Origin of the sequence: Kribbella sp. NPDC004536 (genome assembly GCF_042873835.1) — a bacterium.
Taxonomy (GTDB): Bacteria; Actinomycetota; Actinomycetes; order Propionibacteriales; family Kribbellaceae; genus Kribbella.
The window spans coordinates 983055-997758 of sequence record NZ_JBIALY010000001.1 but is presented as its reverse complement, the minus strand read 5'-3'; the positions used below and the strand labels follow the sequence as shown (position 1 = coordinate 997758).

At 68.8% G+C, this 14704-nt stretch carries 18 protein-coding genes; 3 read left to right on the top strand and 15 right to left on the bottom strand.

What is annotated here, in order from left to right; all coding sequences use genetic code 11:
* Positions 1-6 precede the first annotated feature (6 nt).
* The 4 genes from ACFYRU_RS04850 to ACFYRU_RS04835 form a co-directional block, all read right to left on the bottom strand.
* A complete protein-coding gene (locus tag ACFYRU_RS04850; protein ID WP_387653012.1) occupies positions 7-1257 on the bottom strand; it encodes a toxic anion resistance protein in 1251 nt (416 codons plus the stop codon).
* A 98-nt stretch (positions 1258-1355) separates the two neighbouring features.
* Positions 1356-1811 (bottom strand): dihydrofolate reductase, encoded by a 456-nt coding sequence (locus ACFYRU_RS04845; protein WP_387653010.1) that lies wholly within the window; start codon positions 1809-1811, stop codon positions 1356-1358.
* The gene (locus ACFYRU_RS04840; RefSeq protein ID WP_387653008.1) at positions 1808-2599 is read right to left on the bottom strand and encodes a thymidylate synthase; all 792 of its coding nucleotides are present in this window, start codon (positions 2597-2599) and stop codon (positions 1808-1810) included. The genes ACFYRU_RS04845 and ACFYRU_RS04840 overlap by 4 nt, the downstream gene beginning before the upstream one ends.
* Before the next feature lie 62 nt (positions 2600-2661).
* Positions 2662-3999, bottom strand: coding sequence for a hypothetical protein (locus ACFYRU_RS04835; protein ID WP_387653006.1), 1338 nt, complete (start codon positions 3997-3999; stop codon positions 2662-2664).
* 87 nt (positions 4000-4086) lie between these two features.
* Between ACFYRU_RS04835 and ACFYRU_RS04830 the strand changes: the two genes are divergently transcribed.
* The gene (locus tag ACFYRU_RS04830) at positions 4087-4824 is read left to right on the top strand and encodes a peptidyl-tRNA hydrolase (protein ID WP_387653004.1); all 738 of its coding nucleotides are present in this window, start codon (positions 4087-4089) and stop codon (positions 4822-4824) included.
* Here the strand turns inward: ACFYRU_RS04830 and ACFYRU_RS04825 are convergent.
* The 10 genes from ACFYRU_RS04825 to ACFYRU_RS04780 form a co-directional block, all read right to left on the bottom strand.
* On the bottom strand, positions 4803-5393 hold the full coding sequence (locus ACFYRU_RS04825) for a dihydrofolate reductase family protein (RefSeq protein WP_387653002.1): 591 nt from the start codon (positions 5391-5393) through the stop codon (positions 4803-4805). The genes ACFYRU_RS04830 and ACFYRU_RS04825 overlap by 22 nt on opposite strands.
* Before the next feature lie 2 nt (positions 5394-5395).
* Positions 5396-5995 carry a dihydrofolate reductase family protein gene (locus tag ACFYRU_RS04820; protein ID WP_387653001.1) on the bottom strand — a complete coding sequence of 200 codons (600 nt, stop codon included), beginning with the start codon at positions 5993-5995 and terminating at the stop codon, positions 5396-5398.
* A gap of 2 nt (positions 5996-5997) precedes the next feature.
* Positions 5998-6468, bottom strand: coding sequence for an SRPBCC domain-containing protein (locus tag ACFYRU_RS04815; protein ID WP_387652999.1), 471 nt, complete (start codon positions 6466-6468; stop codon positions 5998-6000).
* Positions 6465-6794, bottom strand: coding sequence for an ArsR/SmtB family transcription factor (locus ACFYRU_RS04810; protein WP_387652997.1), 330 nt, complete (start codon positions 6792-6794; stop codon positions 6465-6467). The genes ACFYRU_RS04815 and ACFYRU_RS04810 overlap by 4 nt, the downstream gene beginning before the upstream one ends.
* A 75-nt stretch (positions 6795-6869) precedes the next feature.
* The gene (locus ACFYRU_RS04805) at positions 6870-8399 is read right to left on the bottom strand and encodes a multicopper oxidase family protein (protein ID WP_387652995.1); all 1530 of its coding nucleotides are present in this window, start codon (positions 8397-8399) and stop codon (positions 6870-6872) included.
* Positions 8396-8824, bottom strand: a complete 429-nt coding sequence (locus tag ACFYRU_RS04800) for a hypothetical protein (RefSeq protein ID WP_387652993.1) — start codon at positions 8822-8824, stop codon at positions 8396-8398. The genes ACFYRU_RS04805 and ACFYRU_RS04800 overlap by 4 nt, the downstream gene beginning before the upstream one ends.
* Positions 8821-9177: a hypothetical protein gene (locus tag ACFYRU_RS04795; protein ID WP_387652992.1), complete on the bottom strand. Its 357-nt coding sequence runs from the start codon at positions 9175-9177 to the stop codon at positions 8821-8823. The genes ACFYRU_RS04800 and ACFYRU_RS04795 overlap by 4 nt, the downstream gene beginning before the upstream one ends.
* Before the next feature lie 766 nt (positions 9178-9943).
* On the bottom strand, positions 9944-10288 hold the full coding sequence (locus ACFYRU_RS04790; protein ID WP_387652990.1) for a hypothetical protein: 345 nt from the start codon (positions 10286-10288) through the stop codon (positions 9944-9946).
* Positions 10289-10334: 46 nt separating this feature from the next.
* Complete coding sequence (locus ACFYRU_RS04785) at positions 10335-10541, bottom strand: hypothetical protein (RefSeq protein WP_387652988.1); 207 nt, start codon at positions 10539-10541, stop codon at positions 10335-10337.
* A gap of 74 nt (positions 10542-10615) precedes the next feature.
* Positions 10616-11653 carry a LacI family DNA-binding transcriptional regulator gene (locus tag ACFYRU_RS04780; protein WP_387652986.1) on the bottom strand — a complete coding sequence of 346 codons (1038 nt, stop codon included), beginning with the start codon at positions 11651-11653 and terminating at the stop codon, positions 10616-10618.
* Positions 11654-12390: 737 nt separating this feature from the next.
* Here ACFYRU_RS04780 and ACFYRU_RS04775 point away from each other — a divergent pair.
* Positions 12391-13095 (top strand): copper homeostasis protein CutC, encoded by a 705-nt coding sequence (locus tag ACFYRU_RS04775; protein ID WP_387652984.1) that lies wholly within the window; start codon positions 12391-12393, stop codon positions 13093-13095.
* Positions 13092-13358, top strand: coding sequence for a DUF4031 domain-containing protein (locus ACFYRU_RS04770; RefSeq protein WP_387652982.1), 267 nt, complete (start codon positions 13092-13094; stop codon positions 13356-13358). The genes ACFYRU_RS04775 and ACFYRU_RS04770 overlap by 4 nt, the downstream gene beginning before the upstream one ends.
* Positions 13359-13371: 13 nt before the next feature.
* Here ACFYRU_RS04770 and tuf read toward each other — a convergent pair whose 3' ends face one another.
* On the bottom strand, positions 13372-14559 hold the full coding sequence (gene tuf / locus ACFYRU_RS04765; protein WP_387652980.1) for an elongation factor Tu: 1188 nt from the start codon (positions 14557-14559) through the stop codon (positions 13372-13374).
* Positions 14560-14704: the final 145 nt, after the last annotated feature.

Genomic DNA, 14704 nt, shown 5'->3' with positions numbered 1-14704 from the left:
TGTAGATCAGCGACCCAGGTTCAGGTCGAGGCTGCCGTGCACGACCTGCTGGTTCTGCTGGGCGACGCGGTCCAGGTACGAGCGGGACTTGGTCACCTCGTTCTCCAGCGTGCCGATCGTGGCGGCCATGTTGTCCAGGGCCTCGCCCTTGAACGTGTCGATCGCGTCCATCGTCGCGTAGATGTTCGCGAACGCGGCCTGCAGCTGCGGCAGGCCGATCGTCGCGGACGCGGCCTGCTGCTGGATCGCGACCGAGTTGTCCTTGAGCATCTGCGAGGTGCGCTCGATCATCCCGCTGGTCGTGGTGTTCAGCGCGGTGATCTGGTCCAGCACGAGCTTCTGGTTGCCGAGCGCCTGCGCGACGATGACCGCCGTACGCAGCGCCGACACCGTGGTCGTCGAGGCCCGGTCGACGCCCTTGATCAGCTCGATGTTGTTCTTGATCACGATGTCGATCGCCAGGTAGTTCTGGATCGACACGGCCAGCTGGGTGAGCAGGTCCTGGTGCTTCTGCCGTACGTAGAACAGCACGTCCTCGCGGAAGGCCTTCGCCTTCTCCGGGTTGGTCGCCTCGAGCTCGGCGATCGCCGCGGACAGCCGGGCGTCGAGGCGCTCAGCGACGTACACGTACTGGTTCAGCCGCGTCATCGCGTCCCAGAGCTGCTGCTTCTCCAGGTTCAGCGCGGCGTTGTCCTTGCCGAGCTCGTCCTGGCCGTTGCGCAGGCTGTGCAGGATGCCTTCGAGGTGACTCTGCGCGCTCTGGTACTTGCGGAAGTAGTCCTCGATCTTGTCGCCGAACGGGATCATCCCGAGCAGCTTCTTCGGCCCGGTCGCTTCCTTCGGGTCCAGGTCCTCGACCGTACGGCGCAGTTCGAGCAGTGTCTTGCCGACCGTCGAACCCTCCGACAGGCCACCGCTCTGCAGCGCCTTCACCGGCGACTGCAGCAGCCGGTTCGAGCTCTCGGCGGCGGCGCGGATGTCGCCGTCACCCATGCTGCGGACGTCGTTCGCCCGGGTGGCGAACTCCGGCGAGCGCGGCTCGGCCGCCATCAGCGCGGTCAGGAACGTGTCCACCTTGCTGTCCAGCCCCGGCAGCGCGGCCGGGTCGACGGCCGGCGCCATACTCGGCGCGGCGGTCTCGGCCACCGGCTGTGACGGCGGCGGCGCGGTCAGTATCAGTCCCGGCGCGGTAGCCGTCGGCGGCTGCAACGGCGCCGCGGCAGCAGGCTGAGCAGCGGTGTTGTCGGCTTCAGTCATCGTGTTCCCCTCCGAGAGACGCCCCCTGGTACCACCGTGACGCGCGCCCAATCTAGTCGGTTCCAGGTCCCTGCGGTGAGCCTGTTGCCTACTCGTTGTTAGCTGCGGCGGTAACTAACGAAGTCGAAGCCGTCGTGGGGCTCGCGGGCCGTTTCGGTCCAGTCTGCCCGGTCGATGGTGGGAAACGTGACGTCGCCGGTGGGGGACTGGTGGACCTCGGTGAGTTCGAGGGTGTCGGCGTACGGGAGCGCCTGGCGGTAGATCTCGCCGCCGCCGGCGACGTACAGGGTGCCGTCGTACTTCAAAGCGTCCTCGAGGGTGTGGACCACCTCGACGCCGTCCGCGGACCAGTCGGGCCGGCGGGTGACGACGACCGTACGGCGGCCCGGGAGCGGGCGGCCGATCGAGTCGTACGTCTTGCGGCCCATCACGAGCGTGTGGCCGAGCGTCAGCTGCTTGAAGTGCTGCAGATCCTCACGGATCCGCCACGGCAGGTCGTTGTCCCGCCCGATCACACCGTTCCGACCGACCGCGGCGATCAGGATGACACTCATACCGCGATGGGCGCCTTGATCCCGGGGTGCGGGTCGTACCCGACCAGCTCGACGTCGGCGATCTCGTAGCCGTCGATCGAGTCGCGCCTGGTAAGGTTGAGGGTCGGCAGCGGACGTGGCTCGCGGGTCAGTTGCAGGCGGGCCTGGTCGAGGTGGTTCAGGTACAGGTGCGCGTCGCCGAGCGTGTGCACGAAGTCGCCGACCTCGAGCCCGGTCTGCTGCGCGACCATGTGGGTGAGCAGCGCGTACGACGCGATGTTGAACGGCACGCCCAGGAAGATGTCGGCGGACCGCTGGTAGAGCTGGCAGGACAGCCGGCCGTCCGCGACGTAGAACTGGAACATGGTGTGACACGGCGGCAACGCCATGTCGTCCACGTCCGCGACGTTCCACGCGCTGACGATGTGCCGGCGCGAGTCCGGGTTCTTCTTGATCGCCTCGATCAGCTTCGCGATCTGGTCGACGTGCCGGCCGTCCGGGGTCGGCCACGAGCGCCACTGGTACCCGTACACCGGGCCGAGTTCGCCGTCCGCGTCGGCCCATTCGTCCCAGATCGAGATGTTGTTCTCGTGCAGCCACTTGACGTTGGTCGACCCGCTGAGGAACCAGATCAGCTCCCCGATCACCGACCGCAGGTGCAGTTTCTTCGTCGTCACCGCCGGGAACCCCTGGCGCAGGTCGTACCTCGACTGGTACCCGAAAACACTCAGCGTGCCGGTCCCGGTACGGTCGCCCTTCTCCGCCCCGTTGTCCAGCACATGCCTCAGAAGATCCAGGTACTGCTGCATGCCGCCCAACCTACAACTTGTACGTAGACGTCACCGAGTCAGACTCGCCTGCGCCTCCTCGATCAGCCACCGGAGCTCGGCCTGCTCGCCGAACCGCAGCGCGAGCTCGTACGCCGACGTGTCCGCTTTAGGTCGCCCACCTGCAGTGCGACCCCGCCGAGATGACCCGCCAGGTCCGGCGACACCGCGAGCACCTCCTGGAACGCGGCCTCCGCCTTGGCGGTCTTCCCGCGGACGACGTACCGCCCGCACTCGGCGGCTGCCCGCGCGTCACCGTCGACGCCCTTCCAGACCTTCTCGCCGTCTTTGACGTTGCCGCCGTTCACCAGCCGGCACCCGAACATGAACCACGCCCGCGGCGTCAGCTCCGGCCGGCCGATCTGGTCGAGCCGCCCGATCGCCGCCTCCGCACCCGGCATGCCCTGCACCTGGTGGAACGCCGCCGCGACCCAGGCGGCGCCCTCCGGCGCGTGGATCGCGTGACCGGTGTCCATCGCCTTCTCGAACGCGCGGAGCGCGGACTGCAGGTCCGACTCGCCGAGGAACCGTTCGCCGGCGTGGATCGCGCTGCCGCCGACCAGGTCCGGGTCGTTCAGGTCGAGCTGCTGGGCGCGGGCATGGACCTCGTCCAACTCGCCGAGTTCGGCCAGTTGCGTCAGCAGACGGTTGCCCTTGGCAACGTCATCCGGATCGCCGATCTCGACCGCCAGTTGGTACGCCGCGTGCGCACCGCGGACGTCCATCTGTTTGGCGAGTACCAAGCCGAGGTTGACGGCGGCCTGGCCACTCACGCCCGGCTGCCGCAGGTCGGTCGCGGTCGCGTACGCCGCTTGTGCTCCGGCCAGGTCGCCGTCGTCCTCGAGCAGGTTGCCGAGTTCGAAGGCTGCGGCCGCGGCGATGCCGGGGAGCGGGCATTCGGTGGCCTGCTGCAGGGCGTCGACCGCCGCGTCGGCGTCGTTCTCGGCGTTGAGCAGGAGGCCGCGGGCGATCGCCGTACGTCCGACGACCTCTTCGAGGGTGGCCGGTTCGGTGCGGGCCGGTACCTCGTGCTGGGCGAGGACCGTGAGGTTCTCCGCGGCGAAGCGGGCGACGTCACCGATGCCGTTGTCGGCGGCGTACCGGAGTGCGGCCTGGGCGGTTTGCAGGTCGTAGTCGACGAGCAGGCCGGCGATCCGGAGCGCGGCGTGCGGCCCGAGTTCGGGTTCGCCGCCTTCGACGATGCGCGAGAACCACTCGAGCGCGTCGGCCGGGTGGCCGTGCGCCGCCAGGTCCTCCGCGCACTCCGCCATCATCTCCGCGGAGTTGCGGTCGCCGGGCAGATCGGCCGCCATCGCCAGGAGCGCCAGGTTGACGCCGCACTCCGGCGACAGTTCCGGAACTCTCATGATCTTTCGCGTCATCGTCTTACCGCTGCCTCACTGTTCGAACGTTCGTTTCGCCGAGGTCGGTCACCGTAGTGCATCAGGGGTCCTGGCAGACTCGCCCGCGTGGAACAGGTGCTGACGCTTGTCGTCCGGGTCGAGAAGAACGCGCGGCCGTCGCAGACGGATGCGCTGGAGACGGCGGCCCGGGCGGTGCTGGCGATCCTCGCGGACGAACGTTCGTACGGCGAAGGTGAGTGGGCGGACGCGATGGCCGCCTGGCAGGACAACCGCATCCGCAAGATCACCAAACGCGCCCGCGGCGCCGAGTGGCGCCGAGCCGAGGCGCTCCCAGGCATCACCGTCACCGGCACAGGAGCCGGAGCGGCCGCGGGCGGAGCCGCAGCGCCTGCCGCGGGAGCCACGGCCGCGGGTGCTGGGGACGGGGGTGTGCCGGCTGCTCCGGCTGAGGTTCGGGTGTTTCCGCCGACCGGGGTGGACGAAGTACCGGTGGATCTGTTCAAGCTCCAGGTCAGCGGCACCGACTTCGAGGACACCGCGGACCTACCACCGCTCGAACCCGGCGTACCGGTGCTGTGGATCAACCCGGCGCTGGAGATGTCGAGCGGCAAGGCGATGGCCCAATGCGGTCACGCGGCGCAGCTGGCCTGGTGGGCACTGCCGGACGACGCCCGCAAGGAATGGCAGTCAACCAACTTCGCCTTGGCCGTCCGAACCGCTACCCCGGCCAACTGGGCCCGCCTCCTCAAATCCGATCTCCCCGTGGTCCAGGACGCCGGCTTCACCGAAATCGCCCCCGGCTCCAAGACCGTCGTCGCCGATCACCCTTTGCTGACGCGATAGTGCAGGTGGGTGACGCGGTCGCCCTCTACTACGCGCGGGTTGTCGAGCAGGATCTCCGGGCCGACGTAGTCGCCGAAGAACTTCTTCCCGGTGCCGAGCAGGATCGGGACCAGGTTGTAGGCGATCTCGTCGACGAGGCCCGCGGCGACCGCCTGGCCGGTGAGGTTGCCGCCGGTGAGGCTGACGTCGGCGTCACCCGCGTACGCCCGCGCCTGGGCGACGGCGTCCTCGAGGTTGTCGACGAAGGTGAACGGCGCGTCGGGGAATGGCCAGTCCGTCGGCGGCTTGTGGGTGACGACAAAGACGTGTTCGCCGACCGGCGGTACGCCGTTCCACCCGTTGGTGATGTCGAAAAGGTGCCGCCCGACCACGTTCGCGCGAACGTTCGGCCAGGTCGACCGGAGGTAGTCCGCACTCGCCTGGCTGACGTGGAACGCGCGGTCCGGGTCGGTGCCGTACACCTCGACCGGACCGTTGTTGTACCAGTCGAACAGCGGACCGACCTGGTCCTCGAGGTCCGCGACGAAACCGTCCAGCGAGACCGCCGCGGTCGCGATGACGTTGCCCATGGCTACTTCACCACCCGGTACGTCAGGTGTTGCGCCGCCGGCGTCGACACGGAATCGACCAGCTCCACCGCGAACCCCGTCGACGGTTCGGTCGGCCACAGCGGCGTACCGGAGCCGAGTACGACGGACGCGACATGCAGCCGCAGTACGTCGGCCAGCCCTGCCGCGAGGACCGCGTGGCAGATCTGCCCACCGCCCATCACCACCACGTCCTTGCCATCGGCAACTTCCAGCGCCTGGGCGACCGCCTCGGCCGGACTGCCCACGAAGCGGAAGCGGTCACCGAGCCGGGTCTGCGACGGCGGAGTATGCGTGACGACGAAGATCGGCGGATTGACCTCGCCGGTCGGCTTCGCGCCGTACCCCATCTCCTCGCTCCACCCATCTGGGCCGTCGATCACGTCGAACAGGTTCCGGCCCTGGACGACCGCGCCGGTCGCGTCGAACGCGGAGTCCAGGACCGCGCGGTCCGCGTCGTTTCCCTTGAAGACCCAGTCGTGTACGGCCTCGCCGCCGTCGCCGAGCCCGTTGCCGGGGCCGGCGCTCGGTCCGGTGACGTAGCCGTCCAGCGACACCGAGATGTCCACGACGACCTGGCTCATGATCAGGCTTCCTTCGCGAGCAGCTCCGCCAGGCGGTCCATCGAGTCGTTGATGCCGTCGGACATCCCGTACTCGATCGACTGGTCGCGGGCCTCGACCGACGGGAACACCGACCGCTGGCGCAGCCGGACACCCTTCTCGGTCGGCTCCAGCGTCATCTTCTCGATGCAGACCTCGCCGGGCGCGCCTTCCCACTCGAACGTCTGGATGACCAGCTTGTCCGGCTCCACGGTGTGGAAGACGCCGCGGAACGCGTACTCGCTGGAGCCGTCGCTGTGGATGTAGCGGTACTTGCCGCCGGTGCGTACGTCGTACTCCTCGATGGTCGCCTGCAGGTCCCGCGGGCCGAGCCACTGCGCGACCAGGTCGCGCTCGGACATGATCCGGAACAACTGCGCCGGGGTGGCGTCGAACTCCCGCGTCACCTCGACGAACGGGGTCCCGGCCGGGGTGTTGATGCTGGTGCCAGTCATTTCGTCTGCTCCTTCAACAGTGCTTCCATCCGGCGGAAGCGGCGTTCGGTTTCGAGCCGGTACTCGTCGATCCAGCTCGTCAGTGCCTCGAGGGCGGCCGGCACCAGGTGGCACGGGCGGCGCTGGCCGTCCCGGGTCCGGGTGATCAGCCCGGCGGCCTCGAGCACCTGGATGTGCCGCGACACCGCCTGCTTGGTGATCGGGAACGGCTCGGCCAGCTCGTTGACCGTGGCCGGACCGCGCGACAGTTGCGCGATCATCGCCCGCCGGACCGGATCGGCCAGCGCCGCGAACGACCGGTCGAGCTGATCGTCGTCAACCGTCATCTTTATCAACCATTCCCTTGATCAACCGATGTGTTGACTATAGGAACAGGTTGCGGCCCTCGTCAAGGAGCGATTTCAGACTGTTTCGAAGCCCGCCATCATCGCCATGTCCTCGTGCTCGAGGTTGTGGCAGTGGATCAGGTACTTGCCCTTGTGCGCGCTGAACCGGACCAGCACCTCGACCACTTCGGCCGGCCGGATGTCCACGGTGTCCTTCCAGCCGTGGTCGTAGTCGGACAGTTTGCTGCGCCCGCCACGGCTGAGTACCTGGAACGGCGCGAGGTGGACGTGGACGGGATGGTGTACGTCGGTGACGAACGTCCAGATCTCGTACTGGCCGAGCGGCACCTGCGCCTGCATCACCTTCGGGTCGAATGCCTTCCCGTTGATCGTCCAGCCCCGGTGGTCGCCGGCGTTCCCGCGCCGGAACCGCCACTCCCGCCGGACGGCACCGCTCGGCCGCGGCGTCACGGCGTACGACGAGAGCTTCTCGGGGATGTGCGTGTCGTCGGCGGCCTTGCGGGCGATCTTGAACCGCATGACGTTGGCGTTGCCATCAAGTTTGTTCACCAGCGTGACCTCGTCGCCGGGCTGGTACTGCGCGAAGTCCACGATCACGTCGAACCGTTCCGCCGGTGCGATGACGAGTGTCGGGTGCTCGATCGGCTTGTCGAGCAGGCCGCCGTCGCTGCCGATCTGGACGAACTTCGCGGGACCGTTGTCGAAGGCAAGCTCGTACCGGCGGGCGTTCGCGGCGTTCAGGATGCGGAAGCGGTACCGGACCGCGTCGACCTCGTGTATCGGCCAGGGTGCGCCGTTGACGAGCGTGACGTCCGCGATCACGCCTTCCATGTACGCCGACTCGACGCCGGGGCCGGTTGGTAGTGCGGGATAGCGGAACGAGCCGTCTTCGTTGAACGCACGGTCTGCGATGACGAGCGGGAGCTCCCGATCGCCTTTCGGGAGCGGGAGGTTGTCCTCCTCGTCGTCGCGGATGATGTGCAGTCCGAAGAGGCCGCGGTACACCTGTGGTGCGGTGTAATCCATGGTGTGGTCGTGGTACCAGAGCGTCGCGGCGCGCTGGGTGTTCGGGTACGTGTACGTACGTTTGCCCATCGCCATGTCGCCGTCGCCCATCATGTGGTGACCGCTCGTTGTCTGGTGGTCGCCGTTCGCGGGCATGATCAGGTCGAGCGGCCAGCCGTCGCTCGGGGCGGGCGTGTGGCCGCCGTGCAGGTGTACGACGGTGGACACGTCGAGCTGGTTGATCTGCTCGACGATCGTGGTGCGGCCGCTGCGGACGTCGAAGGTCGGTCCGGGGAGCAGGCCGTCGTACCCCATGATCTCGGTCTTGAGACCGGGCAGGATCTCCAGGCTCGCCTTGCGTTGGACGACCTGGTAATAGTCGGCCTTCGCGTCGGATCTGAGCGGCTTCTTGGTGGGTGGGATCGGGAGTCTGGTTTGGAACGGTGGTGGGAGTTTTGCCTTGCTGCGTAGGAGTTCGCCGGCTTGGGCGGGCTTGGCTTCCTGACCACAGCTGGTCATTGTCAGAGCGGCGCCGGTGGCTCCGGTTGCGGCCAGGAAACCGCGGCGGGACATCTTCATCTCTTCGCCTCCCGGCGGTTGTCGTGTGCGGAGCTGCGGAACGACCAGACGGTCATCCAGAGGACGGTGCCGACGATCGCGGTGCCGAGCGGGACGTGTACGGCGAAGTTCTGCAGGTAGCCGAAGGTGAGCTGGACGAATTCGGCGACCACGAGGACAGCCGAGAGGACGGCCGGCCAGACGCGGCCGCCGCCGACGATCGTGTAGCAGGTGGCGACGATCGTCTGCAGGAACGCGACCATCCAGACCGAACCGCCGATCGTGGCGTGGATGTCGTTCATCGCGTCGACGTTGCCGGAGAGGAAGTAGCCGGCCGCAATCGGTTGGGCGACGATGAGAATCGCGTGCAGGACAAGGGTTGTACGGAGCGCCTGCAGGCTGACGCGCGGGCGCCGTACCGTGCGCTGTTCCTCGAGGGTGATCATGCGGTCCTCCGGTTGACCCAGATCGCGAACGCGACGGCGCTCGCGACCAGGGCGACGCCCAGTGGGATGTGGATCGCAAGCTGCCGGCTGTAGCCCATCGAAACCTGCACGACCTCGCCGACGACGATCAGCAGGCCGGCCGCCGCTGCCGTCCAGCGTCCGCCCCTCCGCCACCAGAACGTTGCCGCCAGCAACTGAATGGCTCCGAGCGCGACGAGTACCAGCCCGGTCGGCTCGTGCATCCGCATACCCGCCGGGGAGCCGTCCAGGTAAACCCCGGCCAACACCGGCTGCAGACAAACAGCCACCGCATGCAACCCGGCCACCACCCGAAGTACGTAGAGAACCTTCATGTAGCCAGACAATAGTAGCCTGCCTACATGTAGATCAATCAGGTATCCCCCGGAGGCGGTACGTAGGGTTGCCCCCGCGCGCTACGTGCCCGCTAGCTCGTCGCTCCGCTCCTCGGACGCGGCCACTCCGCGCGCTCCCACCCGCCCCCCGCTTAGCGCGGTTGTATCCGTTTCCGGCTGCCGCCGGTTGTTGTCGGCGACCGCCGACGCTTTGCGAGCTGCCGCTCGCGAGCGACGACGGCATGTCCGGCCAGGCGGCATGCCCCGTCCGGGCAGCTGTCAACGCCCCGACTCCGCACACTCCTCCGTCGCGCGCTCCGCCGGTGCTGACGAGGGAAAACAAACCGCGTGCTAGATGCCCCCTCCACCGGAGCTCGCGAAGGGGTCGAGCCCGCTGCATGCTTCGCGTCCGCCAGCTCCGTCGCTGCGCTCCTTAGACGCGGCCACTCCGCGTGCGCTCACCCGGCCCCTGCTTAGCGGTCGCTTCTATTTCCGGCTTGAGCCGGTGGTTGTCGGCTGCCGCCGACGAGGTACTTGCTGGCGCTCGCAGGCGTTGACGGGCATGTATCGCGAGGCGGCATGTCCGTCCGAGCAGCTGGTCAAGTCTCGGCTCCGGGAGCTCGTCGGTTGCGCGCCGCACTGGTGTTCGTTGGACAGGATCACGCGCCGCGGTGGTGGCGGGTGAACGTCGAGCCTCTCACCGGGTCGTACTGTGCCGCTGGTGGAACGCTGGTTAGAGGGGTTGGGAGCTGGTGGTCGAGGGAGACTAGGTCAGCTGGCCTAATGGGGCGACGGTGATGCCGGCTCGTTCGCAGACCCAGTGGGGGTTGGGGCCCAGTTCGGGTTCGATGCGGAGTTCGTGGTCGTGGAGGTCGTCGCAGGCTGTACAGCGGGGCCAGCGGATTCTGTTGTCTACGAGGCGGTCCTGGACGTCTTGCGCTACCAGGCCCGCGATGTGTTCGGCGCCGTCGGGCCATTGGTCCAGCCACCACTGGCGCTCGGCGATGGCGTCCTCGAGCAAGGACACCATCGCCGCGTCGTTGAAGCCCCGCGCAGCGAGGTCGTGGAGCACCATCGCCCGCGCGGTCAGCAACACCCCTGGCTCGTTCATCGCCCTACAGAGTGCCAGACCCCACCGACAAAACAAGCTTGAACCGTTAGCCGGCGGAGCAAGCGGGGGTGGGGTCGATGCGGTTGGCCAGGCGGGACTCGCGTTCGGCGGCGGCGCGGAGGAGGGCGCCGACTCGGGCGCGGACGCCGGCGCGGGGAGCCTCGTACGGTTCCTGGGGAGCGTTGGGGAGGGCCGACTGGCTCAGGCTGCGGGCGTTGTCTACCGCGGTGTTGCCTGCGATGAAGTACGTCATGGTGCTGCTCCCTCCTGAGAGCGTGGTTGATCGACCCGGGTGCCGAATGCATCCGGGCAAGCGTGTTTGGGTTGTCAGGGCCGAGGCGCCGGCCCGCTGCTGGAGCGGACGATCAGCTGGGTCGGCATGAGTTGCTGGCGTACGGTCGTGGCCGGATCGAGCAGGATCCGTCCGACCGCGCGTCCTTTGTCCTTGATCGGTTGCCGTACGGTCGTCAGCCCGGCAGCGGCCGCGGCCGGGATGTCGTCGAAGCCGGCGAGCGACAGGTCGCGACCGGGGGTCAGCCCCCGGACTTTCATCGCCTCCAGTGCGCCGAGCGCCTGGACGTCGCTGAGCCCGACGATCGCGGTCGGCCGGTCCTGCGAGTCCAGCACGTACTCCGCCCCGCGCAGCCCGGAGGCGATCGCGTTGTGCCCGCCCGAGACGATCCGGAGCCGGGCATCGGGCATCGCCTTCTGCAGGCCCTGGATGCGCAGTTCGCAGTCGGTGTAGCCGACCTCGTCGATGGTCAGCTCGACCGGTCGCCCGCCGGCGGCCTGGGCGTTGTCGACGAGTACGACGACCTCGCGGTGCCCGAGCCGGGCCAGGTGCTCGCCGAGTTGAGCGGCCGCCTCGACCTCGTCGATCGCGACCCAGGACAGGTCGGGATGGTCGCCGCGGTCCGTGGACACCGCGGGGATGCCGCGGTTGGCGAGGATCTCCAGCGCCGGGTGGCCGCCCGGTACGCAGAAGATCGCTGCCGCGTCGATCGCGGCCTGCTGTACGGCGTTGCTGCCGCCGGCGATGTCGGTGGAACTGAGCGGCATCAGCAGCAGGCTGGTCGAGAACTCCTCGGCGACCTCCGCGAGTCCGGCCAGGAAGCCGACCGCGTACGGGTCCGAGAAGGCGTAGGCCAGCTTGTCGGTGAACAGCACTCCGACGGCGCCGGCCTTCCCGCTCCGCAGGGCGCGGGCGGATGCGTCCGGTCCGGCGTACCCGAGCTCCTGGGCGGTTGCCAGGATGCGTTCGCGTAGCGCGGTGGAGAGCTGGTCGGGCTTGTTGTAGGCGTTCGAGACCGTCGACGGGGACACGCCCACGGCCTTCGCCACGGTCTTCAGCGTCACGCCGGCCATCTCTCTCACACCTCTTCTGGATCGTTCTTCTAAATCGTTCTAGAAAAACGATACAGAAGCCTCCCGATGAGTGCAACCCGAATTGGCTGCGGACCGACGAACGGGTAATGGTCAGCTGCACAACAGCCCGCACCGCCGCGCGGCGGGGGCGGCTGCGGGGGGAGCGGCCGGATCCGACCACCACTACCCGTCCTTCGGTACGGCACCGCCGCCGGCGGGTGGGGCGGCGCCCGGGTGAGGATGCGCGGGGGCGTTCGGCACCAGCGGGTGCGGGGGGGCGGCGGCCGGGTAGGGGTGCACGGGCGGTTCGACGCCGGCGGGGTTGCGGGGAGGGCGGCGCCCGGTCGGGGGGTGTGGGGCGGTCCTGCACCGGCGGGGTGTGTGGGGCGGTCCTGCACCGGCGGGGTGCGTGGGCGGCGCCCGGTGGGCGGGCGGTTCCACGCCGGCGAGTTGTGGGAGCTCGGGGCCGGTCGGGGTGCGGGGGCGGGTCGACGCTGGTGAGTGCAACCCGAATTGGCGGCGTGCCGACGAACGGGTAGTGGTCACCCACCCAACCCCCCCGCACCGCCGGGCGCAGGCGGGGGCCGACGGGGGGAGCAGCCGGATCCGACCACCACTACCCGTCCTTCGGCACGGCACGGCACGGCAGCGTGCTGGTGGTGTGGTGCGGCGTGCCGGTGGGGTGTGGGGCGGGTCGGGGGCGGTGGGTTTGGAGGTGGGTGCGAGAGGATGTGGGTATGGGTTCGTTGCTGGAGGTTATTGCGTTGCATCCGGCGGATGCGGAGGCGGCTCAGGAAGGTGGGGCGGACCGGCTCGAGTTGTGTGCCGCGATGGAGGCGGACGGGTTGTGCCCGTCGGTGTCGACGGTCAGCGCGATCCGCCGGGTCACCGATCTGCCGCTGCGGGTGATGCTGCGGCTGGAGAACTCGTTCACCACGAACGGCGCCGACCTCAACCGGCTGACCGCGATGGCCCAGTCGTTCCTGGCCGCGGGCGCCGACGGGTTCGTCCTCGGGTTCCTCACCCCGGACAACCAGGTCGACGCCGAGTCGGTCAACCAGCTCGTAAGCACCTTCGCCGGTACGCCGTGGACGTTCCACCGCGCGATCGACGCCGTACTCGAGCAGCAGCCCGCCTGGCGCGCACTCCGTACCCTTCCGGGCCTCGACTGCGTACTCACCGCGGGCTCGTCCATCGGCGTCAGCCACGGCCTCGACGACCTGTGCAAGCTTGCGAAGGACGACCCCGCGGTGGCGAGCGTGATGATGGCCGGCGGCGGACTGCAGCCGGAGCACATCCCCTGGCTGTACCAGAGCGGCGTACGCCGGTTCCACGTCGGCTCGTCGGTCCGCCAGGACGGCTCGTGGACGAAGGCGTACGTGAACTCGCGCTTCGTCCGTTCATGGCGCAACCTGCTGGACGCCCAGGACGCCCGCGAATGATCCTCATCGATCCGCCCGCGTGGCCGGCCTGGAACAGGATCTGGTCGCACCTGGTCAGCGACGAGTCGTACGAGGAGCTGCACGCCTTCGCGAAGGCCGCCGGCATCCCCGCCCGCGGCTTCGACCGCGACCACTACGACGTACCCAGCGACCGCTACGACGACCTCGTCGAAGCCGGCGCCGTCCCCGTCTCCAGCCGCGAACTGGTCGAGCGGCTGATCGCGTCCGGCCTCAGACACCGGAAACGGCCCTCAACGAGTTGAGGGCCGTTCCTGGTCAGTCGAGCAGTTCGGTCACGGTGCCGGCGGCGACCGTGTGGCCGCCTTCGCGGACCGCGAAGCCGAGGCCGACCTCGATCGCGATCGGCTTCTCCAGCTCCACCCCGAGCTCGATCGTGTCGCCGGGCATCACCAGGGCGATGTCACCCAGGTCGATCCCGCCGGACACGTCCGTGGTGCGGAAGTAGAACTGCGGCCGGTAGTCCGCGGCGAACGGCGTGTGCCGGCCGCCCTCGGCAGTGGTCAGCGCGTGCAGGTTCGCCCGGAACTTCCGGTGCGGCCGTACGCTGCCCGGCAACGCCACCACCTGGCCGCGACGGACCTCGTCGCGCTTCACGCCACGCAGCAGCACTGCCGCGTTGTCGCCCGCGTCCGCGGACTCCAGCGACTTGCCGAACGTCTCCATCCCGATCGCCGTACTCGTCACCGTCGGGCCGAGGCCGACCACCTCGACCGCGTCGCCGAGCTTCAGCGAACCGCGCTCGACGGCGCCCGTGACCACCGTGCCGCGGCCGCTGATCGTGAGCACGTTCTCGATCGGCATCAGGAACGGCTCGCCGAGCTCACGGTCCGGTACCGGCACGTAGTCGTCGATCGCGTCCAGCAGTTCGCCGATCGCGGCGGTCCACTGCGGGTCGCCCTGGAGCGCCTTCAGGCCGGACACCCGTACGACCGGTACGTCGTCGCCGGGGAAGCCGTACTCCGCGAGGAGTTCACGGACCTCCAGCTCGACCAGGTCGAGCAGCTCCGGGTCGTCGACGGTGTCGGACTTGTTCAAGGCGACCACGAGGTACGGCACACCGACGCGGCGCGCGAGCAGTACGTGCTCCCGCGTCTGCGGCATCGCGCCGTCCTGCGCGGAGACGACCAGGATCGCGGCGTCCACCTGGGCGGCGCCGGTGATCATGTTCTTCACGTAGTCGGCGTGCCCGGGCATGTCGACGTGCGCGTAGTGCCGGGTGGCGGTCTCGTACTCGACGTGCGAGATGTTGATCGTGATCCCGCGCTGCATCTCCTCCGGGGCGCGGTCGATGCCGTCGAAGGCGACGAAGCGGTTCACGTTCGGGTCGCGCTCGGCGAGCACCTTGGTGATCGCGGCGGTCAGGGTCGTCTTGCCGTGGTCGACGTGACCCATCGTGCCGATGTTGAGGTGCGGCTTGGTCCGCACGAACTGGCTCTTGGCCATGAGTTTTCCTTTGCCTGTCAGAAGATTCGGTACGAGCCAGGACCCTCCGGCAAGCCCTCACAGCGCTGTCACCGCGTGGAGGGGGCCGGTTCGGGCCACCCTCCTCCGCGGGTCCTGCGAGGCAGGAGGAGGGTCAGCTTCGAGT

Coding starts and splice junctions, on each gene's coding strand:
- ACFYRU_RS04850 (WP_387653012.1), bottom strand. CDS start 1,257: ATGACTGAAGCCGACAACACCGCTGCTCAGCCTGCTGCCGCGGCGCCG.
- ACFYRU_RS04845 (WP_387653010.1), bottom strand. CDS start 1,811: ATGAGTGTCATCCTGATCGCCGCGGTCGGTCGGAACGGTGTGATCGGG.
- ACFYRU_RS04840 (WP_387653008.1), bottom strand. CDS start 2,599: ATGCAGCAGTACCTGGATCTTCTGAGGCATGTGCTGGACAACGGGGCG.
- ACFYRU_RS04835 (WP_387653006.1), bottom strand. CDS start 3,999: ATGACGCGAAAGATCATGAGAGTTCCGGAACTGTCGCCGGAGTGCGGC.
- ACFYRU_RS04825 (WP_387653002.1), bottom strand. CDS start 5,393: ATGGGCAACGTCATCGCGACCGCGGCGGTCTCGCTGGACGGTTTCGTC.
- ACFYRU_RS04820 (WP_387653001.1), bottom strand. CDS start 5,995: ATGAGCCAGGTCGTCGTGGACATCTCGGTGTCGCTGGACGGCTACGTC.
- ACFYRU_RS04815 (WP_387652999.1), bottom strand. CDS start 6,468: ATGACTGGCACCAGCATCAACACCCCGGCCGGGACCCCGTTCGTCGAG.
- ACFYRU_RS04810 (WP_387652997.1), bottom strand. CDS start 6,794: ATGACGGTTGACGACGATCAGCTCGACCGGTCGTTCGCGGCGCTGGCC.
- ACFYRU_RS04805 (WP_387652995.1), bottom strand. CDS start 8,399: ATGAAGATGTCCCGCCGCGGTTTCCTGGCCGCAACCGGAGCCACCGGC.
- ACFYRU_RS04800 (WP_387652993.1), bottom strand. CDS start 8,824: ATGATCACCCTCGAGGAACAGCGCACGGTACGGCGCCCGCGCGTCAGC.
- ACFYRU_RS04795 (WP_387652992.1), bottom strand. CDS start 9,177: ATGAAGGTTCTCTACGTACTTCGGGTGGTGGCCGGGTTGCATGCGGTG.
- ACFYRU_RS04790 (WP_387652990.1), bottom strand. CDS start 10,288: ATGAACGAGCCAGGGGTGTTGCTGACCGCGCGGGCGATGGTGCTCCAC.
- ACFYRU_RS04785 (WP_387652988.1), bottom strand. CDS start 10,541: ATGACGTACTTCATCGCAGGCAACACCGCGGTAGACAACGCCCGCAGC.
- ACFYRU_RS04780 (WP_387652986.1), bottom strand. CDS start 11,653: ATGGCCGGCGTGACGCTGAAGACCGTGGCGAAGGCCGTGGGCGTGTCC.
- ACFYRU_RS04775 (WP_387652984.1), top strand. CDS start 12,391: ATGGGTTCGTTGCTGGAGGTTATTGCGTTGCATCCGGCGGATGCGGAG.
- ACFYRU_RS04770 (WP_387652982.1), top strand. CDS start 13,092: ATGATCCTCATCGATCCGCCCGCGTGGCCGGCCTGGAACAGGATCTGG.
- tuf (WP_387652980.1), bottom strand. CDS start 14,559: ATGGCCAAGAGCCAGTTCGTGCGGACCAAGCCGCACCTCAACATCGGC.